Source organism: Clostridium sp. 1001283B150225_161107_B6 (assembly GCF_015556325.1).
GTDB lineage: Bacteria > Bacillota > Clostridia > Lachnospirales > Lachnospiraceae > Enterocloster.
The window spans coordinates 394,935-418,600 of sequence record NZ_JADNMD010000003.1 but is presented as its reverse complement, the minus strand read 5'-3'; the positions used below and the strand labels follow the sequence as shown (position 1 = coordinate 418,600).

Below are 23,666 nucleotides of genomic sequence, written 5' to 3'. Positions count from 1 at the left end.
TATGATTTTCTTTGACAGGGTTACTAAAATATACGGAAACGGGCAAAAGGCCCTGGATGATGTGAGCCTGAAGGTTGACAGGGGGGAGCTGGTGTTTCTGGAGGGAGACAGCGGCGCGGGAAAGACCACGCTGCTGGAGCTTATTTTAAAGGAAACAGAGCCTGCCCAGGGGAATATCCGGGTCAATGGGATTGAGCTGGCAGGCCTCAGGGAGCGCCAGATTTACCAGTACCGGCGCTATATCGGTATGGTATTCCAGGATTTCCGGCTTTTCTCTGATTTTACAGTATATGAAAACGTGGCATTTGCCCAGCGGGTCGTGGAGGCGGAATACAAAACCATGAAGCGCAGGGTTATGGAGGTATTGAACCAGGTGGGGCTTGCGTCAAAGGCAGGGTATTATCCGGACCAGCTCTCAGGAGGGGAAAAACAGCGCACAGCCATTGCCAGGGCAATTGTGAACCGTCCGGTGCTGCTTCTGGCGGATGAGCCTACGGGCAATCTGGACCAGAAGAATGCAGAGGACGTCATGCGTCTGCTGGAGCGGATTAACAGTCAGGGGACCACGGTACTGGTGGTTTCACACAATCAGGAGCTGGTGAGGAGCATGCACAGAAGGCAGGTGGTGCTGCGCCGGGGACAGGTGGTGAGGGACCTTGCAAGGGAGGGAATGGCATATGGGCATTAGGACATTGCTTTACCTGTTCCGCCTGGGGTTTAAAAACCTGTGGCATCACAGAGTGTATACGGCTGCGTCTGTCATTACCATGTCGGCCTGTATTTTTCTGTTCGGCCTTTTTTATCTGGCGGCGGCCAATGTGGACAGTATGGTAAAGAGGACGGAGCAGGAAGTCTATGTGGCTGTATTCTTTGATGAGGGTATCCTGCCGGAACGGGTGGAGGAGATTGGAAATCTGATTCAGAGCCGTCCGGAGGTGCTGCGGACCGTGTATGTGTCGGCGGACGAGGCCTGGAGCGGATTTAAAGAGAAGTATTACGAAAATGCAGAGGCATTGGACGGAATTTTTGAGGAGGATAATCCTCTGGCCGCCAGTGGAAATTATCAGGTGTATATAGACCGGATTGGCAGCCAGGAGGGGTTTGTGGAGTATGCCGAGGGCCTTGAAGGCGTGAGGAAAACCACCCATTCGGCGGATACGGTTATGGCGCTTTTAAGGCTGCGCCAGGGCGCGGCCCGTCTGATTACCGGAAGCGCAGTGCTTTTAGTCCTGATATCAGTGCTGCTGATTCATAATACCCTGTCCGTGGGCATTGAGGCCCAGAAGGAGAAAACAAGGGTTATGCGGCTTATGGGAGCGCGGGAAGGCTTTGTGAAGATTCCTTTTATGGCGGAGGCCGTTGTCATGGGGGCGGCAGGGGTGGTCATTCCGCTGATTCTTCTGTTCTGGCTGTACCGATGGGGCCTTGCCTTTGCGGTGGCCGGCCTGGACGGCATGGGAAGTCTGGGCGGGCTGGAAGGCGGGCTTCTCACTGAAGCCCAGGTATTTCCGGGGCTTGTACGGGCATCTGCGCTGCTGGGGATTTTTACAGGAGTGGCGGGAGGTCTGTCTGTTATGGGGAAATTGAAACGGAAAAGGAAAGAGCGTTAATGGTTCCGGATAAAGGGGCTGGGAAGGCGGACGGGGATAACCGGTTATGGATGTCTGCGGCTTAACTGAATGGGGATTTTAATATAATAAAGCAGGATTTCTCCCGTTGGGGAAGCAAATCCTGCTTTATGATACGTATATGGTTCAGGCCATGCATGGATGGCGTAAGACTGTTTTATTTTATCCGTCTGTCCGCTGGTTATTGCCTGGATTCTGGCTTTCAACCGCCTTCTGTCCGGCCTCATTCTGCCGGGTCAGCCACTCTGCAAAATAGGGTTTGATGACGCTGAAGGGAGCGGGTCCGATATCCAGGAGGAAACGGTTGAATTCCATGTTGGTATAGCGGCTTCCAAGGGTTTTTTTGGCTTCCCGCTGCATTCCCAGGATTTCCAGGTAGCCCACATAATATTCTAGGTAGTTGGCAGGATTCTCCGCAATGTCATAATAAATAGTGGTGATGACGGAAGAATCGCTGATGCGGAAGTAGTGGTTCAAATAATCCTCCACCTGCTTGATGTCCCAGCCTTCATAGTGTATGTTCACATCCAGGATGGCATACAGGGCAAGGGTAAAGGCTGCATTGTGCTGGAGCAGTTCTCCAAGGTCCGGGTCCAGGCCGTTGTTCAGGCTGTAGGAATAGTATTCCACATAGGTGGCCCAGCCTTCGGAATAGCTGCTGAAGCTCAGGAGCTTTCGCAGGTTGCAGCTGTTATGTTTGTTGAAATAGAGGGTCTGGTACATATGGCCGGGATAGCCCTCATGGGCCAGGGTGGAATACAGGTTCCTGGCTGTGTTGGTGCTCCCGTTGTTGATGTAGATGGAATTGTCCTGAGGACGGTCAATGGGTACGGTCAGGTAGAAGGCCGGGCTCAGGGTGGCTTCCAGGGCAGCCGGAACATTTTTTATGCTGCAGGTATAATCCTCAATGGCCGGGAAATCCTTTGCACACTGTTTTCTCAAATCCTCCAGAATCTGGTTTGGGTCGGTGAGGGAAAAGGAATAGGAGTACAGTTTTTTTCCCAGGGTGGGATTTTCGGTCAGCAGCTCATCCATAGCGGTCAGGTCATCCATCATCTGGCTGCTCATGGCCTTTTTCAGGGCAGGAATATCCTGATAGGATGTTCCTGTATATGCATTGACCAGGTACTGGTAATATTTCTGGCCCTGAGGGAAGTAATACAGTCCCTTGTCATTGGTTCCGGTTCCTTTTAAGGGAGTCAGTCCCTCAATCAGCTTCTGGTATGCAGGTACGAAATGTTCGTCAATGGCAGTATGGTTCCTGGCAATGAAATCATCCTTTTCCTGCTTTGTCAGACCTTCCACCTGCTCCAGGCGTTCCGCAAAGGTTTCTGCCATGAAGCTGTGGTCTGCATCCAGCAGATATGCATTGCAGGATTTGAGGATGCGGTCAATGACCGTGTCGCACAGTCCCAGGCCGGCAGCGGTCTTTTCCTTTTCAAAGGCAATGATGCTGTCATAGTAGGTGTCTATGGAGGATAAAAGGGACAGGTAATCCTCTACGTCCTGCTTGCTGTAGAATACATACTCGGACAGCAGTATGGGAAGCTGTGCCTGTATGCCCAGGGATGAGGAAAGAGGCTGGTCATAGAGCTCCAGACCTTCACTGGTCAGCATGGTGTTTAAATAGGACGACAGGATATTGTATGTGAGCAGCTGGTCTTCACGGAGCAGCCGGCTGTCAATGTCGTTTAGTTGTACTTTCAGGGATTTGGCATCATTCAGAGCCTGTTTACTGTCCTCCAGGGATACGGTCCCCAGGGTTTTATCGTAGTCAGTAATGCCGTAGGCGGCCGGATTGGCCAGGGTGTAGTGAAGCGTGATAAGCGAATTGTCAACTTCATCCAGGAACAGGTCCGTGGTCAGCTGGTCAAAGGACGTCTGGGCATCAAGGGTTTTCTTTTCATACTGTTCATAGGACTGTGTGCTTTCCCGGGCAGCGGATTCCTTTGCCGGCGGAGCGGAAGCCTGAGGGCGTGCGGGCGCCGTGCATCCGGCTGTCAGGCTTATGACCAGGAGCAGGGATAAAAGGTATTGTAAAAATATGGTTTTTCGTTGTCTCATTCTAAACAAATCCTCCATTGGGGTGTCTGTTCTGTTTTGTATTACGACATTATATAGTATATGAGCGGAAATTACAACTTATGAGCAGTGAAAAAACTGCCGGGCCTTTCCAAAGAGGGAAAAAACAGGGGGCACGTCTTGACGAACATGGGGGAAACGCTTATACTTAAAACTATTAAAATAAGCGGATTGGGCGCTGTGACAGCCAGAGCATGATACAGGCAGGCTCTGTCCCGGCCCTTTGTTTCCGCTCAGAAAAAGAGGGATTTAATCATATGTGTCAGGATTGTAAAAAACCATATTATATTACCACGGCCATTGCCTATGCTTCCGGCAAGCCGCATATCGGCAATACCTATGAAATCATTCTGGCTGACAGCATAGCCAGATATAAGAGGGAGCAGGGACTTGACGTGTTCTTCCAGACAGGCACGGACGAGCATGGCCAGAAGATTGAGGAAAAGGCCCAGGCAGCGGGCGTGACTCCGAAGGAGTTTGTGGACAAGGCTGCTGCTGAGATAAAGCGGATTTGGGATTTGATGAACACTTCCTATGACAAGTTCATCCGTACCACGGACCAGGACCATGAGGCCCAGGTGCAGAAGATTTTCAAGAAGCTTTACGACCAGGGCGATATCTATAAGGGATACTACGAGGGGCTGTACTGCACTCCCTGTGAATCCTTTTTCACTGAGTCCCAGCTGGTGGACGGCAAGTGTCCTGACTGCGGGCGCGAGGTAAAGCCTGCCAAGGAGGAGGCATATTTCTTCCGCATGAGCAAGTACGCTCCCAGGCTGATTGAGTATATCAATGAGCATCCCGAGTTCATCCAGCCTGTGTCCAGGAAGAATGAGATGATGAATAACTTCCTGCTTCCGGGCCTTCAGGATTTGTGTGTGTCCAGGACCACCTTCAGCTGGGGCATACCGGTTGATTTTGATTCAAAGCATGTTACCTATGTATGGCTGGATGCGCTGACTAACTATATCACGGGTATTGGATATGATTGTGACGGCAATAGCACAGACCAGTTTAAGCGGTTCTGGCCCGCAGACCTGCACCTGATTGGAAAGGATATCATCCGTTTCCATACCATTTACTGGCCCATCTTCCTGATGGCTCTGGGCGTGCCCCTTCCCAAGCAGGTATTTGGCCATCCATGGCTTCTGCAGGGCGACGGCAAAATGAGCAAGTCCAAGGGCAATGTGCTCTATGCAGATACGCTGGTGGACTTTTTCGGCGTGGATGCCGTGCGTTATTTTGTGCTTCATGAGATGCCCTTTGACAATGACGGCGTTATTTCCTGGGAGCTGATGGTGGAGCGCATGAACTCTGACCTGGCTAATATACTGGGCAACCTGGTGAACCGGACCATTTCCATGAGCAACAAGTATTTTGACGGCGTGGTCAGCGACAAGGGTGTTTCCCAGGAGGTGGACGAGGACCTTAAGAAGGTAGTGCTGGAGGAAGTGAAGAAAGCGGATGCCAAGATGGAGCAGCTGCGCGTGGCGGATGCCATGACGGAAATCTTCAACATTTTCAGAAGATGCAACAAGTATATCGATGAGACCACACCCTGGACACTGGCTAAGGATGAGGAACAGAAGGACAGGCTTTCCACCGTACTTTACAATCTGACTGAGGCCATTGCCATTGGGGCTTCCCTGCTGTATTCCTTCATGCCTGAGACATCTGAGAAGATTCTGGCGCAGATTCGTACAGGCAAGCGCGGTTTGTCCCAGATGGATACCTTTGGACTGTACCCAAGCGGACAGAAGGTGACGGATAAGCCGGAGATTCTCTTCGCACGTATGGATATCAAGGAAGTGCTGGAGAAGGTAGAGGCCATGCATGCGGCAGAGGCTGCGGCAGACACAAACCAGGCTGGCGGCGGGGACGGAGCATCCGGGCAGGCAGAGGACAGCGGCATTGACCTGGAGGCCAAGCCGGAGATTACCTATGATGATTTTGCAAAGCTTCAGTTCCAGGTGGGAGAAATCATCAAGTGCGAGGCAGTTCCCAAGTCCAAGAAGCTTCTCTGTTCCCAGGTAAAGATTGGAAGCCAGGTGCGCCAGATTTTGAGCGGCATAAAGGCTTACTACTCTCCTGAGGAGATGGTGGGCAAGAAGGTTATGGTGGTGACCAACTTAAAGCCGGCCAAGCTGGCAGGCATGGTGTCTGAGGGCATGATTCTCTGCGCAGAGGATGCAGAGGGCAATCTGGCGCTTATGACACCGGAGAAGAGTATGCCGGCAGGAGCAGAAATCTGCTGACAAAATGTTAATAAGAATAGGATATATACCGGGCAGGAGTGATTGAATGCATATGCGTTTCATGGCTGCCCGGAAGGCAGGAGCGGGCGGTGATGACCTGCTCCTGTTTTAGATAATGTGTTTTATTACATGTTTTCAGGAGAAACGGAGGGGATTATGAGGATACTGAGCATAACGGCCCAGAAACCCCATAGCACGGGGAGCGGTGTTTATCTCACCGGTCTGGTAAAAGGGTTTGCTGCACTGGGGCATGAGCAGGCAGTGGTGGCAGGCGTCTATAAGGAGGATGAGATGCATTTTCCTGAGGGGACCCAGGTCTATCCTGTGTATTACAGGACAGAAAGCCTGCCCTTTCCCATAGCGGGAATGTCGGATGAGATGCCCTATGAGAGCACCGTATACAGCCGGATGACAGGCGATATGGTGGATGCGTTTAAACAGGCGTTTTTGGAAAAGACCAGGGAGGCGGTGGAGGGCTTCCGGCCGGACCTGATTCTGTGCCACCATCTGTATCTGCTTACAGCCGTGGTGCGGGAGGCATTCCCCCAGTATAAAACAGCAGCCATATGCCATGGCACGGGCCTGCGCCAGGTAAAGAAAAACGGCCTGGAACGGGACTATATCCTGGCCCGCATAAAGGAGCTGGACAAGGTGTTCTGCCTCCACAGGGAGCAGAAGGAGGAAATCAGCCGGGTATACGGTGTGCCGGAGGAACGGCTGGAGGTGATTGGAAGCGGCTTTGATGATTCTGTTTTCCGGTATATGCCGGTTAAAAAGGCGGATGGGGTCAGGCGGCTGATATACGCAGGCAAGCTGTCCGAAAAAAAGGGGGTTATGAGCCTGCTGCGCAGCCTGACGTATCTGGCGGAGTGCCAGGGAGAGGGCATAGAGCGGCAGGAGCAGGATAGGCAGGGGCAGGATAGGCAGGGGCAGGTGCCGCCTGCGCAACAGGCTCCGGCGTCCATGAAGCTTGAGGTATGGCTGGCCGGCGGATACGGAAATCTGCCGGAATACGAAGCCATTGAGAAGCTGGCAGAGCAGTCGCCTTATCCGGTAAAATTTCTTGGAAGGCTGGAACAGTCCCGGCTGGCGGAACAGATGAACCAGGCAGATGTTTTTGTACTCCCGTCCTTTTATGAGGGTCTTCCCCTTGTGGTGATAGAGGCCCTGGCCTGCGGCTTAAAGGTGGTCTGCACGGATTTGCCGGGGGTCAGGCCCTGGCTGGAGGAAAATATCGGAACATGTCCCGTGGAATTTGTGTCCCTTCCCGCCATTGTAAATGCGGATGAACCGGTTGAACAGGAGCTTCCCGGATTTGAACAGCGTCTGGCAGAGGCCATAGGCCGGAGTTTGGATATGACCGGCATGGCTCAGGAAACAGCCAGCGCAAAATGTGGGGCAGCTGCCATTCCGGCAGATACGGCCTCTCTTCCGGATTTAAGCCGCATATCCTGGGCAGGCATAAGCAAAAAAATATTGGAATCCTGTAATTGTATGTAAAAGCACTGAAATCTGGGTGAAAATGGGAGGGGTATACCCTGTATCATGGAAAAATCGACCTGAAGTGGGAGAAACTTGCAATTTTCGCCATTTTGGAGTATGATGAAAGGAAATTAAAACATGAGGGGGCTTATATGGCCCTAAAGAGGGTACGATATGGGGAGAAAACGCAGCCGCGGTCCATACGCCGGCCGCCGGCAGGGGCTTACGGGAAACCAGCTGAAGATTCTGGGAATTGTGGCAATTCTTATTGATAATATCGGTGCTGTGGTGATTCAGGGAGGGATTCTCCATGGAACGGACAGCGCTCTTTATCATGCGGTGGTGCTGACGCCTTCCGGTCATTACTGGCTGATTGCGGGACAGGTCTGCCGCTATGTGGGCAGACTGGGCTTTCCCATTCTGGCCTATCTCACAGCGGAGGAATTCGTGCGCACCAGGGACCGCCGGCAGTACGCTCTCAGAATGCTGCTGTTTGCCCTGTTATCCGAGGTGCCCTTTGATTTGGCTGTATACCATACCCCATTCTATCCCCATTATCAGAATATGATGTTTACCCTGTTTGCAGGCATTCTGGTTATGGCTGTTATGGAGTACACCCACAGCCTGGGGCTGCGGGCAGCTGCCCTGGCAGCAGGATGCGCTCTGTCATGGGTGCTGCAGTTTGATTATAATGTGGTGGGAGTGCTGTTCATAGCCGCCATGTACTGTTTCCGCCGCAATGATACGGCCCAGCTGGTTGCCGGAGTGGGAATCTGTGCAGTGGAGAGCATCAGCTGCTATTGTGTGTCGGCCTTGTCCTTTGTGCCCATTGTCCTGTACAATGGAAGGCGGGGGGCGTTTCAGCTTAAATATATGTTCTGCGTGTTTTATCCGGTACATTTTCTGGTGCTGTATGGGGTGAGCATGTGGATAGCAAAAGGAGTATAAAATCATGATATTTGATACCCATGCCCATTATGACGATGAGGCATTTGATGAGGACCGGACAGAGCTTCTGGGACGTCTGCAGGAAGCCGGAATCGGTGCGGTCATGAATGTGGCAGCCAGCCTGGAGAGCTGCCGGAGTACCATAAAACTGGCCGAAGCCCATGACTGGATATACGGATCCGTGGGAGTCCATCCCAGTGAGACAGGGGAGATGGACCAGGAGGGACTTCAGTGGATTAAGGAACAGTGTGACCGCCCGGTGATAAAGGCCGTGGGTGAGATTGGCCTGGATTATTACTGGGAGGAGCCGGCCCATGACATACAGAAAAAGTGGTTTGAGGCACAGATGGATTTGGCCAGGCAGGTAAAGCTTCCCATAATCATCCACAGCAGGGATGCTGCAAAGGATACCCTGGATATGATGAAGGCGGCCGGGGCCGGGGATATAGGAGGCGTTGTCCATTGTTTTTCCTACACCAGGGAAATGGCCAGGGAATACCTGAACATGGGATTCTTCCTTGGAATCGGAGGTGTCCTTACCTTCAGCAATGCCAGGAAACTGAAAGAGGTGGTGGAGTATATACCTCTGGAATCCATTGTTCTGGAGACAGACTGTCCCTATCTTGCTCCGGTCCCCAACCGGGGAAAAAGGAATTCTTCCCTGAATCTTCCCTATGTGGTGGAAGCTGTCAGCCAGTTAAAGGGAGTGGACCCGGAAACCGTCATGAAGGTCACCTGGGAAAATGGAAAAAAGCTTTACCGGCTGTAGAATGCCGGGTTATGGGAAACAGAGTTGAGTAATAGACAAAAGGCGCTGTGATGTACGATATACAGCGCTTCTTTTTTTCCTGTTCTTTTGCCCAGGCATTGACTTTTGGACGGGAATCCATTACTCTTAAAAGAGGGCCGGATCCGGCCCGCAGAAAGGAAATTATCATACATGGCAACTTTGGGTAATCCGAAAAATACCATTGAAATCATACAGAAATACCAGTTCGCATTCCAGAAGAAATTCGGTCAGAATTTTCTTATTGATATCCATGTGCTGGACAAAATTATAAGCGCCGCAGGGATTACAGAGGCTGACTGTGTGCTGGAAATCGGACCAGGCATCGGTACCATGACCCAGTATCTGGCAGAACACGCAGGAAAAGTAGTGGCAGTTGAGATTGACACCAATCTTCTTCCCATATTGGACGAGACCTTAAAGGGCTATTCCAATGTGACTGTCATCAACAGTGATATCCTGAAGATAGACATGAACCGGCTGGTGGATGAGTATAATGATGGAAGGCCGATTAAGGTGGTGGCCAACCTGCCCTACTACATCACCACGCCCATTATCATGGGATTGTTTGAGAGCAATGTACCCATTGACAATATTACTGTCATGGTGCAGAAAGAAGTGGCGGACCGGATGCAGGTGGGGCCAGGCTCCAAGGACTATGGCGCCCTGTCCCTGGCGGTGCAGTATTATGCAAAGCCTTATATCGTGGCAAATGTACCGCCTAACTGTTTTATTCCGCGTCCCAATGTAGGTTCTGCAGTTATCCGCCTGACCAGGTATCAGGAACCGCCGGTGCAGGTGGACGAGCCGGGGGTCATGTTCCGCCTTATACGGGCTTCATTTAACCAGCGCAGGAAGACACTTCAGAACGGACTGAATAATTCACCGGAGGTTCCGTATACAAAGGAGCAGATTGCTGCTGCTATTGAGAGCCTGGGAGTTCCTGCCTCTGTCAGGGGGGAAGCACTGACACTGGAGCAGTTTGCCGGCCTGTCCAATTATTTTACCCGGACAGCGGGAAACGGGGCCTGCGGTTCATAATGTTATGCCAGGAGCACAAAAACGGGGGTCTGCTGTGTATTTCAGGCGGATAAAGGGAATAATCCTGGAAGGACAATTATCTGTATCATCAGAGAATTTATATATAAAACAGAAAGGAAGGTAAGTCGATGAACAAGAAAGTGGGTAAAATCCTGACAGCTGCGGCAGCAGGAGCAGCAGTGGGTGTGGCAGTGAAAAAGCTGCAGGACAGCCGGAAGGAAAAGGAAGATGAGAGGGTTGCCGCCATTGAGGAAGCGGTGATGAATAACCGGGATTACGGCGACAGGAAGGCGTATCTGGTGGGCGGCGGCCTGGCCACCATGGCAGCGGCGGCGTATCTGATTCGTGACTGCAAGTTTCCTGCCAACCAGATAACGGTTTACGAAGGTATGCACATACTTGGGGGAAGCAATGACGGCATTGGTACGCCGGAGCAGGGCTTTGTATGCCGCGGGGGACGTATGCTCAATGAGGAGACTTATGAGAACTTCTGGGAGCTCTTTCGTTCCATCCCATCCCTGCGCCAGCCCGGACACAGTGTGACGGAGGAGATTCTGGAGTTTGACCATGCCCATCCCACCTGCGCTAAGGCAAGACTGGTGGATAAGGACGGCAACATTTTGGATGTGAAATCCATGGGCTTTAACCAGGCTGACCGCATGGCCCTTCTGAAGCTGCTGATGACAGACGAGAAAAAGCTGGACAACCTGACCATTCAGGACTGGTTCAAGGAGACGCCCCATATTTTCGAGACTAATTTCTGGTATATGTGGCAGACTACTTTTGCGTTCCAGAAGTACAGCAGCCTGTTTGAATTCAGACGGTATATGAACCGCATGATTTTTGAGTTCAGCCGTATCGAGACACTGGAGGGAGTTACCAGGACGCCGTTAAACCAGTACGACAGCGTGATTCGCCCTCTGGAGACCTATCTGAGAAAGGCAGGGGTCAATTTCCGTGAGAACTGTGAAGTGACGGATATAGATTTCACGGACGGACCTGGAATTACGGTGAAAACCCTGTATCTGAAGAAGAAAGTGGAGAGTACAGAGGACTCAGGTGAGGATGCAGACGGGCCGGCTGAGGTTTCTTATGTGACCGAGGAGGTCCAGTTAAACAAGAGTGATATCTGCATTATGACCAATGCGTGTATGACGGACAGCGCTACCCTGGGAAGCCTTTACAAACCAGCACCTGCTCCTGAGAAGAAGCCAATCAGCGGAGAACTCTGGACCAAGGTGGCCGGGAAGAAGCCGGGGCTGGGGAATCCGGAGCCATTCTTTACCAAGCCTGAGGAGACTAACTGGCTCAGCTTTACCGTTACCTGCCGGGGCGATGATATCTTAAAGACCATTGAGAACTTTACCGGCAATGTGCCCGGCAGCGGCGCCCTTATGACCTTTAAGGATTCCAGCTGGCTTATGAGCAGCGTGGTTGCGGCACAGCCTCATTTTGTGAACCAGCCGGCAGACCAGACTATATTCTGGGGATATGGACTGCACACAGAAGCCATTGGCGATTATGTAAAGAAGCCAATGAAGGATTGTACGGGACAGGAGCTGTTAAATGAATATCTCCATCATCTGCATATTCCGGAGGACAGGATTGCAGAGCTGATGAAGACGGTCATCAATGTAATTCCATGCTATATGCCTTATGTGGATGCACAGTTTGAACCGCGCAAGATGAGCGACAGGCCGCCGGTGATTCCGGCAGGCTCCACCAACTTCGCAATGGTGAGCCAGTTTGTGGAGATACCGGAGGACATGGTATTTACCGAGGAATACTCAGTACGCGCGGCACGCATTGCGGTGTACGGCCTTATGGATGTGAAGAAGAAGATTTGTCCGGTGACGCCTTACAACAGGCAGCCTAAGATACTTCTGAAGGCACTTAAGAAATCTTATCTGTAGCAGGGGATATACTCTGCCGTATGGTTTAATATTGGGCCGGCTTTTGCCGGCCCGGACTTTTGGAATACATACAAGCGCAATATAGGCAGGATAGGAGATAAATTTAATGATATTCATAGGAGGAATCAGCCAGGGCCAGAAAATACTGGATTATGTGAAGACTGTCATATGTGACCGGTGCGGCGGATACGGGCGTTACCAGGTATTTATGACCTATATGTATTTCAGCTTTTTCTTTATTCCCCTGTTTAAATGGAATAAAAAGTTCTATGTTAAAATGTCCTGCTGCGATGCTGTTTACGAGCTGGACCCGGAGGTGGGAAAAGCGCTGCTTCACGGGCAGCAGGTGGACATAAGAAGTTCCGACTTGACCCTGGTACAGGAGGGGAACCGCCGGGGCTATTATGACAGCGGGGCTTATAAGACCTGGAGAAAATGCAGCAATTGCGGATATGAGACGGAAGAAGAGTTTGAATACTGTCCTAAATGCGGCAGGAAACTGTGATTGAGTGGGATGTGCAGCCGGAGGCAAGGTGCATATCCCATTCACGGTTTCCTGCCGTCTGCATTAGAGCGTGTTGGAAAATTGCGTTCCGTCAGATGGGTGTTGCGGTTGGAGGGGCATATGGCTGGCCGTTTAAACCATTTAGGTCCTTTGGCAGATTTCTGATGGTATCCACATGTCCGGAAATGAAATATGCGGTTTTGTATATCACGGGATAATGAACCAGGAATAATATAATTTTTGAAATTCAATCTGGAAATAGACCCTCCGGGATAGTATAATAGAGTTAGCCTTTACGGTGCATCTGATATTTGGAGAGGTGTTGGATGCTGCAATGGATATCGTCATTGCATAAGAGAAAGGATGAGGAAATGACAGAAAATCAGAAAATGGATTTGATTCTTCAGAAGTTAGGGGGAATCGAGGGCGGTCTTGTCTCGGTAGGTGAGGATGTGCAGTCGCTGCAGGGGGATATGCAGGTGCTGAAAGGAGACGTGCAGGTACTCAAAGGAGACGTGCAGGAACTGAAAGGTGACGTGCAGGTACTCAAAGGAGATGTGCAGGTGCTGAAAGGAGACGTGCAGGTACTCAAAGGAGACGTGCAGGAACTGAAAGAGGACGTGCAGGTACTGAAAGAGGACGTGCAGGTACTGAAAGAGGACGTGCAGGTACTGAAAGAGGACGTGCAGGTACTGAAAGAGGACGTGCAGGTACTGAAAGAGGACGTGCAGGTACTGAAGGAAGACGTGCAGGTACTGAAAGAAAGGGTTACAAACATAGAGATTACATTAGAAAATGAGACGAACAGGAACATCCAGCTGATTGCAGAGGGACATTTGAACCTGGACCGAAAGCTGGATGAGGCTTTAAAGGAATTGCATCCTAATACGATGTACCATTTAAAGGTAAACCACCTGGATGGAGAAGTCACGAAGATGAAGCGCATTCTGAATATGGCATAAAACTATTTTCCGGATTTTAATTCAATAATCCAAAGTAATCAAGAGGATTTTGCAAGGCAGACAACAGCTGCGTTGCAGAATCCTTTTTGTATTTTCAGCATTCAATATAAGCCGAATCCATTATTCCATATATGAACAACCAGTAAAATTTATTGGTTTTACCTCCATTTTACGCGAACCTGCTTTTGGATTTTACCTGGATAATTTAGAATCTATAGGTAGATTTGCAGGAGAGAAAGGGACGGACGAGGGAGGCAGCCCGAATCCTGGATATAGGACTTAATTGATGCGGACGGATGGGATAAAACACAGATTGAACCTAACATTGCTGCGTATTATACTGTAGGTGATACATTATATTCCATGCCCTTTAACTCTTCCACGCCCCTCCTTTACTACAACAAGGATATGTTTGAAAAGGCGGGCATCATGCAGGCGCCCTGCTCAGTGTATTCCCTGAGGCCAGGCAGGTGGTTGAGACGGAGATAGAGAACATGCTCAACAATGGAGTAAGCCCGGAGGAGACTGCTTCCAAGATGGCGCAGCAGATTAATAAGGCAATTGAGGAATATAACCTGCTCAATGAATGATAATTATGGATTGGAGGGTATACTGAGTATGAAGACACAGGTTTGGGCCCACAGAGGCGCTTCGGCTTATGCGCCGGAAAATACGCTGGAGGCATTCCGGCTGGCGGCGGAAATGGGGGCTGACGGCGTGGAGCTGGATGTACAGTTAAGCAGGGATAAAGAGCTGGTAGTGGCCCATGATGAGACCATAGACAGGGTGAGCAGCGGCACGGGGTATATAAAGGATTATACCCTGGCCCAGCTTAAGGGGTTTTCTTTTAACAGACTGTTTCCGGCATTTAAAGATGCCCGGATTCCCACGCTTAAGGAAGTCTATGAACTGTTAAAGCCCACAGGGCTGACCGTGAATGTGGAGCTTAAAACCGGCATCATACTCTACCCTGAGATAGAGAAAAAGGTACTGGCGCTCACTGCGTTCATGGGGATGGAGGACAGGGTGATTTATTCATCCTTCTGCCATCCCAGCCTGGTAAAAATTAAGGAGTTGGACGGTAACAGCAGGACGGGCCTCCTATACTCGGACGGCTGGATTGACGCCGCGTCCTATGGACGTCATACGGTTGGGGCGGACGCCCTGCATCCGGCCCTGTATCACCTGCAGGATTTATCACTTATACCGGCTGCCAGAAGGCAGGGGCTGGCAGTGAATGTATGGACGGTGAATGAAGAGCAGCATATGGAAATGCTGGTGCAGCAGGGAGTGGATGCCATCATTACCAACCGGCCGGACCTGTGCAGAAGTGTGGTTGACAGGTATACGCAGCTATGACAGAATATTTGACAGAAGGCAGGAATATATGATTAAACTGGTTGCACTTGATATGGATGGCACCCTTTTGCGCCCTGACGGGCATATTTCAGAGAGGAATGTGCGTGCACTGAAAGGGCTTATAAGTACGGGAGCCGAGTTTTTGATTTGTACGGGACGCAGTTATATAGATGCACTGGAACCCCTTAAGGAGGCCGGACTCAGGGCGCCTGTGGTGTGCATGAATGGAGCTGCTGTGTATGATTGGAACGGAAGGCTTATGGATGAAATACGGCTTTCTGAGGAACAGGTCAGAGGAATTCTGGAATGCTGCCAAAAGGAGGACATCATCTTTGATTTCATGACGGACAAAGGCAGTTACACCACGGCAGATGAGGCGCAGTTCCGGGCATGCTTTGAGAGGAACGTACTGCTTCCCATGGCGGAGTTTACCTATGAGGGAGTGCGGGACCGGTTTTCTTTTGCGGAGGAAAAGCAGCTTTTTGAAATGGGACTGGCATTTTATAAAATATCGGTCATCCATGAGTCCCGGAAGGTCCTGGGCAGAATCAAGGAGAAGCTGTCAGGTATACCGGACCTGGCGGTTGCGTCCTCCTTTGCCACCAATCTGGAGCTGACCCACAGCTGTGCCCAGAAGGGCAGGGCCCTGGCATTTTATGCGTCGGCCAGGGGTGTGGGACCGGACGAAATCATGGCCGTAGGAGACAGTGAGAATGATTATTCCATGCTGTCCATGGATATAAAATATACGGTTGCAATGGGAAATGCCATGGAGAGCATCAAACGTATTGCCAAATGCCAGACCCGTTCCAATATTCAGGATGGGGTAGCCTATGCCATAGAGACACTGGTGCTTACCAGGGAGGCCAGGGCATACTAAGCGATTTACAGGTTCAGTAAAGAAAATAGTTCACAGGTAATAAGTATAGAGTCCGCAGGTTCTGCCCATAACGTCCGCAGGCGCAGAACCCGGCCGGAAAAGTCCGGCCCCAGGCTCTTTTTTAATTGCATTTGGCAGGTAATCATGATATTATGGGTATACTTCAGCGGAGGTTCCTCCGCAAAAGGTCTTAGTGCTTGCCCGGCAGTTCGCCGGAATTTTCAGCGGTGTTATGGTGCAATATCTTTTTTGGGATGTGGGGACAGGGGGAATGTCTATTGTATGTGTGACAGAAGTTCATGCTGTTGTCATTTTAGAGAGGGATGATTACAATTATTTCCTGCCCGGTCTGATAGCGGTGTGTGATGGGAACAAAATAAAAAAGAACGGATACCACGGCGCCCCGGACCTGGTGGCGGAGGTTGTGTCAATAAGCAGCAGGAGCCTGGATTATATCAGGAAACCGGTGAAATATGAGCAGGCTGGGGTCAGGGAGTACTGGATTGTGGACCCGCTGAGAAATGTGGTTATGGTTTATGATTTTGAGGCCGTTGGGGGGGGGGGGTAAATTCATTTGCACTGCCTCTCTCCCGCCAGTCATGTCTGTTATCATCCGGCTGATATATGCTTCGTCTATATGTTGGTTCCGGTCTGCCCAGATTCAAAACCGGTTCAATCATTCATTACCGATTGACAAATAAATATTCCGGTGCTATGCTAGATGACAACAGGGAGCTTGTGAAGCAGGCTGAGAGGAAGTAATCAAACTTCGACCTATCGCACCTGATTTGGGTAATGCCAACGTAGGGAAATATGAGACATGTATGTGTATTGAATGCATAATTTAAGTCCATATCCTGCGCGGTATGGGCTTTTTTTGCGGCCTTTTGCGCAGCTTGGCCTTATTATGAAGATTCACTGTGCAGGTGATACGCCGCTTATACGGTCAATATGCTGCTGTGCAGGCAGAAGACCGCTGTACAGAAAATATGCCTCTTCACCAGGAAGATAGGCGGGCTCCGAGTAAAAACATGGAGGTATGACTATGAAAGTAAACATTAAGAAACTGGCGGTAAGCGCCATGCTGACAGCGGTGGCCGTATCCTTATCCGGCTTTTCCATTCCAATAGGGGCATCCAAATGTTTCCCGATTCAGCATCTTGCCAATGTATTGGCCGGCGTATTCCTTGGGCCGTGGTACGGTGTGGGTATGGCGTTCTGCACATCCTTTATCAGAAATCTGCTGGGAACAGGCAGTCTGCTGGCGTTTCCGGGCAGTATGGCAGGCGCATTTTTAGGAGGATATCTGTACCAGCGTTTCGGCAGGCTCACACTGGCTTATTTTGGGGAAGTGTTTGGCACCGGCATACTGGGAGGAATCCTCTGTTATCCGGTGGCAACACTGGTCATGGGGAAGGAAGCAGCTGTTTTTGCCTATGTAATCCCATTCCTTATGAGTACCATGTGCGGTACGGTCATTGCCGCGTTTCTGATTGGGGTGCTGTATAAATCCGGGGCATTTCAGTACATGAAGCGTATGCTGAATCTGGATGTACAGCCCGGCAAAGCCGTGGGAAGATAACATAAAAGGATAAAGTGATGATGCAGAGACAATGGATGAAGGACTTGAGGGAACGCTCTCCCAGGGTCCACTGTATAACAAATTACGTTACAGCGGGAGATGTGGCAAACCTGGTCCTGGCAGCAGGCGGCTCCCCTATTATGGCTCAGGGGCTCCATGAGGTGGAGGATGTTACCGCCATCTGCAGCAGCCTTGTCCTGAACCTGGGAACTCTGGATGAGAAGACCATACCAGCCATGGCGGCGGCGGGAAGGAAGGCTGCTGCCATGGGACACCCCATTATTCTGGACCCGGTAGGCGTCACTGCGTCGCGGTTCCGCAGACAGGCTGCCATTGATATCATCCGCCAGGCCCCGCCATCTGTCATCCGGGGAAATGAGGCGGAAATACGGGCCCTGAACCTGGAGCTGAGCGGTCATGAGGCGGGCAATACCTGCGGCGTGGATTCAGAGAACCAAGGCACGGTCCGGAGCCGTATGGAAATTGCCTGTTCCCTGAGGGACCTTACCGGAGCAATTGTGGTGATGACCGGAAAAGAGGATGTGGCTGCAGGAACAGAAAAAGAGTACATTGTCAGAAACGGTCATCCCTGGATGACCAGGATTACAGGCAGCGGCTGTATGCTGGACGGGCTTGTGGGGGCATTCTGCGGGCTGCATGGAGAACAGGGACAGGCAGGCTTGTTGGAGGAATCTGTGGTCATGGCACTCTGCGCTCACGGACTCTGCGGTGAACTGGCGGCCGGGGAGACCATGGAGCAGGGAGGCGGGACTGGTATGTTCCGCATGCACCTGATGGATAAAATGAGCCTTCTGGATGACGAGACATTGGAAAGAGGTAAAAAAATTGAAATTCGATAGGAAACATCTTTTAATTTATGCAGTAACCGATAAATCCTGGACCGGAAAATACTCCCTGGCGGAACAGGTGAGGGAGGCATTAGAGGGCGGTGCAACCATGGTCCAGTTCAGGGAAAAGGAACTGGACAAAGGCAATTTTGAGGAAGTGCTGGAAACTGCCTGCGCCATCCGCAAAATTACCGCAGAATATAACGTGCCTCTTATGATTGATGACAATCTGGAGCTGGCACTGGCCTGTCATGCAGACGGACTCCATGTGGGACAGGAAGATATGGAGGCATCTGAGGCCAGAAGGCTTCTGGGACCTGACCGTATACTGGGTGTTACGGCAAAGACAGTGGAACAGGCCAGAAAAGCACAGGCAGCAGGCGCGGATTATCTGGGAAGCGGGGCCATATTCGGAACCAATACAAAAGCAGATGCCCGCCCCATGACTATGGAGACCTTAAATGCAATCTGCGACAGTGTGGATATTCCTGTGGTGGCTATCGGGGGAATCTGCCTGGATAACATAGGCCGGCTGGCCGGCAGCCATGCCGCAGGAGCAGCCATTGTGTCAGGTATATTTGGGTCGCCCCATATACGGGAAACCACGGAAAAGCTGGTTAAGGCAATGGGGGAAATAGTCGGATTGTCCTCACCGGACAAGAGTAAGAAAATGGAAAATATTTAAAAACTTTGAAAAAAACCATTGACATTTGGAAATGAGCTGATTATAATAAGCTCAACATTCAACGAAACATATAAAACCGTTGAGTAGGAGTAAGTAAGATTGTAATTCCAGGCGCAGAGAGCTTCCGGCCGGTGTAAGGGAGCATTGGATTAGAGTCTGAATGGACCTGCGAGGGCAGCTGGAAACCAGAGGCATAGAGATAGGGCTGATGGGAGTATGGGCTGACGGGTATCCCACCGTTACCAGGGAGAACGCATGATGGTGCGTTGCAGAGCGGGCGTATTTTATTTCTTTGTTCGATGACACAGCATCAGGTTAAATTTAACTTGATGCTTTTTAATTTCCCATACCACAGGATGGCAGGGAATGCAGGTCACGGATAAGCGCCAACCAGGGTGGTACCGCAGAAGCCGGAAGAAGCTTTTGTCCCTGCTGATTACAGATGTAGTCGGCAGGGATAAGGGCTTCTTTTTTTATTGAATGTGATGCCCGGACCCGGAACTGTTGAGAGGTTGAAAATAAACAGCCAGCATGAAGGAAAGGAGTTAACGTAAATGATAATCCCAGCTTGTGATGAAATCTTAAGCCTGTCAGGAGAATATGATATCATCCCCATATGCCGTGAGGTTTACGCGGATGTGGTGACGCCCATAACCCTGCTCAGACGTATAGCAGAACGGAGCAGCCGCTTTTATCTTCTGGAAAGCATAGAGGGCGGCGAAAAGTGGGGACGCTACTCCTTTCTTGGATATAATCCGGTGATGCGTGTTACCTGCCGCTGCGGTAAGGTGAAGATTGAGAGCAGTATCAGCCGGTTCCCGTCAGGGGAAATACAGACCGCCCGTCCCATGGATGTGCTTCGCGGGATATTGGCGCAGTACAGGGCGCCCAGGCTGAAAGGACAGCCGCCCTTTACCGGCGGATTTGTAGGGTATTTTGCATATGCCATGATTGAGTATGCAGAGCCAACCCTCCATATCAGCAGAGGCCAGGCCAATGATTTTGACCTGATGCTCTTTGACAAGGTTATTGCCTATGACCACCTGAAACAGAAGATACAGATTGTGGTTAACATGAAGACCGGCAGGACAGAAAACGCGGGAATAAAGGACCGGGAACACGGTGAGGGCCGGCAGCACTGTGAAGGACAGAACTACGGTGGAGGCCGGGGAAATGGGAACAAATCCGGCAGCCTGGAGTATCTGATGAAGGAATACGGAAGAGCCTGTGAGGAAATACAGGAAATGGCCTCTCTTATCAATGACACGGCGCCTCTTAAACGGCTGTCCTCACCGGAAAAACCATCCTTTTCCTGCAGCGTTTCCAAAGAAGCGTTCTGCAGCACGGTGGAAAAGACAAAGGAGTTTATTTTGGACGGGGATATCTTTCAGGCAGTTATATCCAGACAGTTTACCAGCTCCTATGAGGGCAGCCTGCTGAATGCCTACCGGGTTCTCAGAACCACGAACCCATCCCCTTACATGGTTTACATGAACATAGACCAGGATGAAATCATCAGTACCTCCCCGGAGACCCTGGTACGCCTTGAAAACGGGCGTCTCACCACGTTCCCGGTAGCTGGTTCCAGGCCCAGGGGTGCAACGGATGAGGAGGACAAAAGGCTGGAGGAAGAGCTTCTGGCAGATGAAAAGGAGCTTTCCGAGCACAATATGCTGGTGGATTTGGGACGGAATGATATTGGACGCATTGCAGAGTTCGGGTCCGTGGAGGTGACGGAGTACAAGATGATACACAGGTATTCCAAAATCATGCATATCTGTTCCCAGGTGGAAGGAAATATAAAACCCGGACTGGACGGCTGTTCGGCGGTGGAGGCCCTGCTTCCGGCAGGCACACTTTCGGGTGCTCCCAAGATACGGGCATGTGAGATTATAGAAAAATTGGAGTCTGTTCCCCGGGGGATATACGGCGGGGCTCTGGGATACCTGGATTTTACAGGAAACCTGGATACATGCATCGCCATACGGATGGCAGTAAAACAGGCAGGAAAGGTCACGGTTCAGGCAGGAGGCGGAATTGTGGCGGACAGTGTGCCGGAGCTGGAATATGAGGAATCGGAAAACAAAGCAAAGGCCGTCATTCAGGCCATCCTTCGGGCAGGGGAGGTGGATGACAGATGATTGTATTGATTGATAATTATGACAGCTTTTCCTATAACCTGGTACAGATGATTGGAAGCATTGAGCCGGATATACAGGTGGTCCGCAATGACCAGGTTACGGTGAAAGATATAGAGAACATGAAACCAAGCCACCTGATTCTGTCGCCCGGACCAGGATATCCGCGGGATGCAGGCATTCTGGAGGAGGCAGTCATAAAGCTGAAGGGAAAAATGCCGATTCTGGGCGTGTGCCTGGGACATCAGGGAATATGCGAGGCATTCGGCGGAACCATTGCCCATGCAAAGAAGCTGATGCACGGCAAACAGAGCAATATCCGGCTGGACTGTCATATAAAGGAAGATAACACTCCGGGCAAGGCAGATGCATCCGGAAGGACAGGATACGGATGCCGGCTGTTTGAGGGACTGCCGTCCGTTATACCGGCAGCCAGGTACCATTCCCTGTCCGCGGTTTTGGATAGCCTGCCGGAGGAGCTGGAAGTGGTGGCCAGGGATTGCATGGAGGGGGAGGTCATGGCGGTGCAGCACAGGGATTATCCTGTATATGGGCTGCAGTTCCACCCCGAATCCATATTGACGCCGGATGGAAGGAAGATACTGGAGAATTTTTTGAATATCAGAGCAATGTAACGGAATGTGGCCTGTGAAAACCAGAACAGAGCAGGAATATAATATCAGGGTTTAAGTAAAAAGGAGAATGACTATGATACAAAAAGCAATTCACCAATTGGTAGAAAATAAAAATCTGGATTTTGATACAACAAAGGAAGTCATGGACGAAATCATGAGCGGAAACGCCACCCAGGCACAGATATCCTCGTTCCTCACAGCACTGAGGATGAAGGGTGAAACCATTGATGAGATTACGGCCTGCGCAACTGTTATGCGGGATAAGGCGGTAAAGCTGTCGCCTCCCTTTGCGGTCATGGACATAGTGGGAACAGGCGGGGACGAGGTGGGAACCTTTAATATTTCCACCACCAGCGCATTTGTGGCGGCGGCCGGAGGCATACGGGTGGCAAAGCACGGCAACCGCAGCGTATCCAGCAAGAGCGGGGCTGCAGACGTACTGGAGCGGCTGGGAGCAGAACTGTCGCTGACGGCGGAACAGGCAGAGACTGTCCTGGAGGACACCGGTATGTGCTTCCTGTTTGCGCCGGCGTACCATTCTTCCATGAAATATGCGGCCCCTGTGAGGAAGGAAATCGGAATCAGAAGCATTTTTAACATCCTGGGCCCCCTGTCCAATCCGGCAGGAGCATCCATGCAGCTCTTAGGCGTGTACAGCCGTGATTTGGTGGAGCCGCTGGCGCAGGTGCTGGCCAACCTGGGAGTTACCAGGGGAATGGTGGTATGCGGGGGAGACGGACTGGATGAGGCAACGCTGACCGGTCCCACCCACGTATGTGAAATCCGTTACGGAAAACTTACGGCCTATGATATGACACCTGAGGAACTGGGCTTAACCGTATGCAGCCTGGATGAACTTATAGGAGGCACGCCTGAGGAAAATGCAGAGATAACAAAGAACATTTTATCCGGCAGCCTGAAAGGACCAAAGAGAGACGTGGTGGTCCTGAATGCGGCCATCAGCTTATATCTAGGAATTGATGACTGTACGGTGAAGGACTGTGTGAAAAAGGCCCGGGGCATCATTGATTCCGGAGCAGCCATGGCCAAGATGGAGGAGTTCATCCGGGCCACAAAGAAAGCAGCGGGAGAGGTAAAGGCATCATGATACTGGATACGATAGCCCTGTCCGCCAGGAAACGGGTGGAACAGAAAAAACAGGTAAAACCACTGGAAGAAATGATGAAGGCAGCCTATGAGTTAAGGGAGAGGGAGGGCATTAACCGGGAGGATGGAGGGAATGAACCCCTTGCTTTTAAAGCAGCCCTGTCAAAACCAGGCATTTCCTTCATTTGTGAGGTCAAGAAGGCGTCGCCTTCAAAGGGACTGATTGCTCCGGATTTCCCTTATGTTGAAATAGCCAGGCAGTACCAGGAGGCTGGTGCGGATGCGGTATCCGTGTTGACGGAGCCGGAGTTCTTTTTAGGGGCTGACCGTTATCTGGAAGAAATCCGCAGGGAGACAGACCTGCCGCTGCTGCGGAAAGATTTTACTGTGGATGAGTACCAGATTTATGAGGCAAAGGTGCTGGGTGCATCCGCTGTTCTGCTGATTTGCTCCCTTTTGGACATGGAGCAGCTGAAGCGGTATATGGGCATTTGCGGCAGTCTGGGGCTAAGTTCACTGGTGGAAGCCCATACCGACGGGGAGGTGGCCATGGCGGCAGAGGCAGGGGCCGGTATGATTGGAATCAATAACCGAAACCTGGGGACCTTTGAGGTGGATTTCACAAACGCACTCAGGCTCAGGAGACTGGTGGACCGCGGCACCATATTTGTGGCGGAGAGCGGAATCAGAACGCCTGAGGATATAGAGCTTCTGGCAGAGAACCAGGTGGATGCGGTTCTTGTGGGAGAAACCCTGATGCGGGCAGCAGACAAAAAGAGTGCCCTGCGGGAACTTAAGTCACGGATTGGGTAGAGACATACATGTGCAG

21 protein-coding genes, 1 pseudogene and 1 riboswitch are annotated in these 23,666 nt (G+C 51.1%); of the genes and pseudogenes, 21 read left to right on the top strand and 1 reads right to left on the bottom strand.

What is annotated here, in order from left to right; translation table 11 throughout:
- Nucleotide 1: 1 nt before the first annotated feature.
- Together ftsE and I2H39_RS10395 are read left to right on the top strand one after the other, a co-directional pair.
- Nucleotides 2-688 carry a cell division ATP-binding protein FtsE gene (ftsE, locus tag I2H39_RS10400; RefSeq protein ID WP_347708581.1) on the top strand — a complete coding sequence of 229 codons (687 nt, stop codon included), beginning with the start codon at nucleotides 2-4 and terminating at the stop codon, nucleotides 686-688.
- Nucleotides 678-1,610: a permease-like cell division protein FtsX gene (locus I2H39_RS10395; RefSeq protein ID WP_195626399.1), complete on the top strand. Its 933-nt coding sequence runs from the start codon at nucleotides 678-680 to the stop codon at nucleotides 1,608-1,610. Before ftsE ends, I2H39_RS10395 begins: the two co-directional genes overlap by 11 nt.
- A gap of 180 nt (nucleotides 1,611-1,790) precedes the next feature.
- Here I2H39_RS10395 and I2H39_RS10390 read toward each other — a convergent pair whose 3' ends face one another.
- A complete protein-coding gene (locus tag I2H39_RS10390) occupies nucleotides 1,791-3,692 on the bottom strand; it encodes a DUF885 domain-containing protein (protein ID WP_195626398.1) in 1,902 nt (633 codons plus the stop codon).
- Between the two features lie 212 nt (nucleotides 3,693-3,904).
- On the opposite strand from I2H39_RS10390, the gene metG reads away from it, so the two are divergent.
- The 19 genes and pseudogenes from metG to trpC all read left to right on the top strand — a co-directional run bounded on the left by metG (nucleotide 3,905) and on the right by trpC (nucleotide 23,650).
- On the top strand, nucleotides 3,905-5,965 hold the full coding sequence (metG, locus tag I2H39_RS10385; RefSeq protein WP_264469668.1) for a methionine--tRNA ligase: 2,061 nt from the start codon (nucleotides 3,905-3,907) through the stop codon (nucleotides 5,963-5,965).
- A gap of 156 nt (nucleotides 5,966-6,121) precedes the next feature.
- Nucleotides 6,122-7,465, top strand: coding sequence for a glycosyltransferase family 4 protein (locus I2H39_RS10380; RefSeq protein WP_138310663.1), 1,344 nt, complete (start codon nucleotides 6,122-6,124; stop codon nucleotides 7,463-7,465).
- 156 nt (nucleotides 7,466-7,621) lie between these two features.
- On the top strand, nucleotides 7,622-8,395 hold the full coding sequence (locus tag I2H39_RS10375; RefSeq protein ID WP_138310662.1) for a TraX family protein: 774 nt from the start codon (nucleotides 7,622-7,624) through the stop codon (nucleotides 8,393-8,395).
- A 4-nt stretch (nucleotides 8,396-8,399) separates the two neighbouring features.
- On the top strand, nucleotides 8,400-9,164 hold the full coding sequence (locus I2H39_RS10370) for a TatD family hydrolase (RefSeq protein ID WP_195626396.1): 765 nt from the start codon (nucleotides 8,400-8,402) through the stop codon (nucleotides 9,162-9,164).
- 171 nt (nucleotides 9,165-9,335) lie between these two features.
- Entirely contained in the window at nucleotides 9,336-10,223 is an 888-nt protein-coding gene (gene rsmA / locus I2H39_RS10365; RefSeq protein ID WP_195626395.1) for a 16S rRNA (adenine(1518)-N(6)/adenine(1519)-N(6))-dimethyltransferase RsmA, read from the top strand.
- Nucleotides 10,224-10,351: 128 nt separating this feature from the next.
- On the top strand, nucleotides 10,352-12,136 hold the full coding sequence (locus tag I2H39_RS10360) for an oleate hydratase (RefSeq protein ID WP_138310773.1): 1,785 nt from the start codon (nucleotides 10,352-10,354) through the stop codon (nucleotides 12,134-12,136).
- Nucleotides 12,137-12,242: 106 nt separating this feature from the next.
- Nucleotides 12,243-12,641, top strand: coding sequence for a zinc ribbon domain-containing protein (locus I2H39_RS10355; protein ID WP_138310774.1), 399 nt, complete (start codon nucleotides 12,243-12,245; stop codon nucleotides 12,639-12,641).
- 371 nt (nucleotides 12,642-13,012) lie between these two features.
- Nucleotides 13,013-13,603 carry a hypothetical protein gene (locus tag I2H39_RS10345; RefSeq protein ID WP_243281795.1) on the top strand — a complete coding sequence of 197 codons (591 nt, stop codon included), beginning with the start codon at nucleotides 13,013-13,015 and terminating at the stop codon, nucleotides 13,601-13,603.
- 270 nt (nucleotides 13,604-13,873) lie between these two features.
- Nucleotides 13,874-14,050: pseudogene (locus I2H39_RS10340) on the top strand (extracellular solute-binding protein); the annotation flags it as partial.
- A gap of 171 nt (nucleotides 14,051-14,221) precedes the next feature.
- Nucleotides 14,222-14,962 carry a glycerophosphodiester phosphodiesterase gene (locus tag I2H39_RS10335; protein WP_195626394.1) on the top strand — a complete coding sequence of 247 codons (741 nt, stop codon included), beginning with the start codon at nucleotides 14,222-14,224 and terminating at the stop codon, nucleotides 14,960-14,962.
- 28 nt (nucleotides 14,963-14,990) lie between these two features.
- Nucleotides 14,991-15,842, top strand: a complete 852-nt coding sequence (locus tag I2H39_RS10330; protein ID WP_138310874.1) for a Cof-type HAD-IIB family hydrolase — start codon at nucleotides 14,991-14,993, stop codon at nucleotides 15,840-15,842.
- Nucleotides 15,843-16,128: 286 nt separating this feature from the next.
- Entirely contained in the window at nucleotides 16,129-16,410 is a 282-nt protein-coding gene (locus tag I2H39_RS10325; RefSeq protein ID WP_347708579.1) for a Uma2 family endonuclease, read from the top strand.
- 150 nt (nucleotides 16,411-16,560) lie between these two features.
- Nucleotides 16,561-16,670: riboswitch (TPP riboswitch) on the top strand.
- 217 nt (nucleotides 16,671-16,887) lie between these two features.
- Nucleotides 16,888-17,424 (top strand): energy coupling factor transporter S component ThiW, encoded by a 537-nt coding sequence (thiW, locus tag I2H39_RS10320; protein ID WP_138310778.1) that lies wholly within the window; start codon nucleotides 16,888-16,890, stop codon nucleotides 17,422-17,424.
- A 17-nt stretch (nucleotides 17,425-17,441) separates the two neighbouring features.
- The gene (gene thiM / locus I2H39_RS10315) at nucleotides 17,442-18,284 is read left to right on the top strand and encodes a hydroxyethylthiazole kinase (protein WP_138310779.1); all 843 of its coding nucleotides are present in this window, start codon (nucleotides 17,442-17,444) and stop codon (nucleotides 18,282-18,284) included.
- A complete protein-coding gene (gene thiE, locus I2H39_RS10310) occupies nucleotides 18,271-18,957 on the top strand; it encodes a thiamine phosphate synthase (RefSeq protein WP_138310780.1) in 687 nt (228 codons plus the stop codon). The genes thiM and thiE overlap by 14 nt, the downstream gene beginning before the upstream one ends.
- A gap of 554 nt (nucleotides 18,958-19,511) precedes the next feature.
- The gene (locus I2H39_RS10305) at nucleotides 19,512-21,098 is read left to right on the top strand and encodes a chorismate-binding protein (RefSeq protein WP_138310781.1); all 1,587 of its coding nucleotides are present in this window, start codon (nucleotides 19,512-19,514) and stop codon (nucleotides 21,096-21,098) included.
- Nucleotides 21,095-21,730, top strand: coding sequence for an aminodeoxychorismate/anthranilate synthase component II (locus I2H39_RS10300; protein ID WP_138310782.1), 636 nt, complete (start codon nucleotides 21,095-21,097; stop codon nucleotides 21,728-21,730). The genes I2H39_RS10305 and I2H39_RS10300 overlap by 4 nt, the downstream gene beginning before the upstream one ends.
- A 73-nt stretch (nucleotides 21,731-21,803) precedes the next feature.
- Nucleotides 21,804-22,838 carry an anthranilate phosphoribosyltransferase gene (gene trpD / locus I2H39_RS10295; protein ID WP_195626392.1) on the top strand — a complete coding sequence of 345 codons (1,035 nt, stop codon included), beginning with the start codon at nucleotides 21,804-21,806 and terminating at the stop codon, nucleotides 22,836-22,838.
- Nucleotides 22,835-23,650 carry an indole-3-glycerol phosphate synthase TrpC gene (trpC, locus tag I2H39_RS10290; protein WP_195626391.1) on the top strand — a complete coding sequence of 272 codons (816 nt, stop codon included), beginning with the start codon at nucleotides 22,835-22,837 and terminating at the stop codon, nucleotides 23,648-23,650. The genes trpD and trpC overlap by 4 nt, the downstream gene beginning before the upstream one ends.
- Nucleotides 23,651-23,666: the final 16 nt, after the last annotated feature.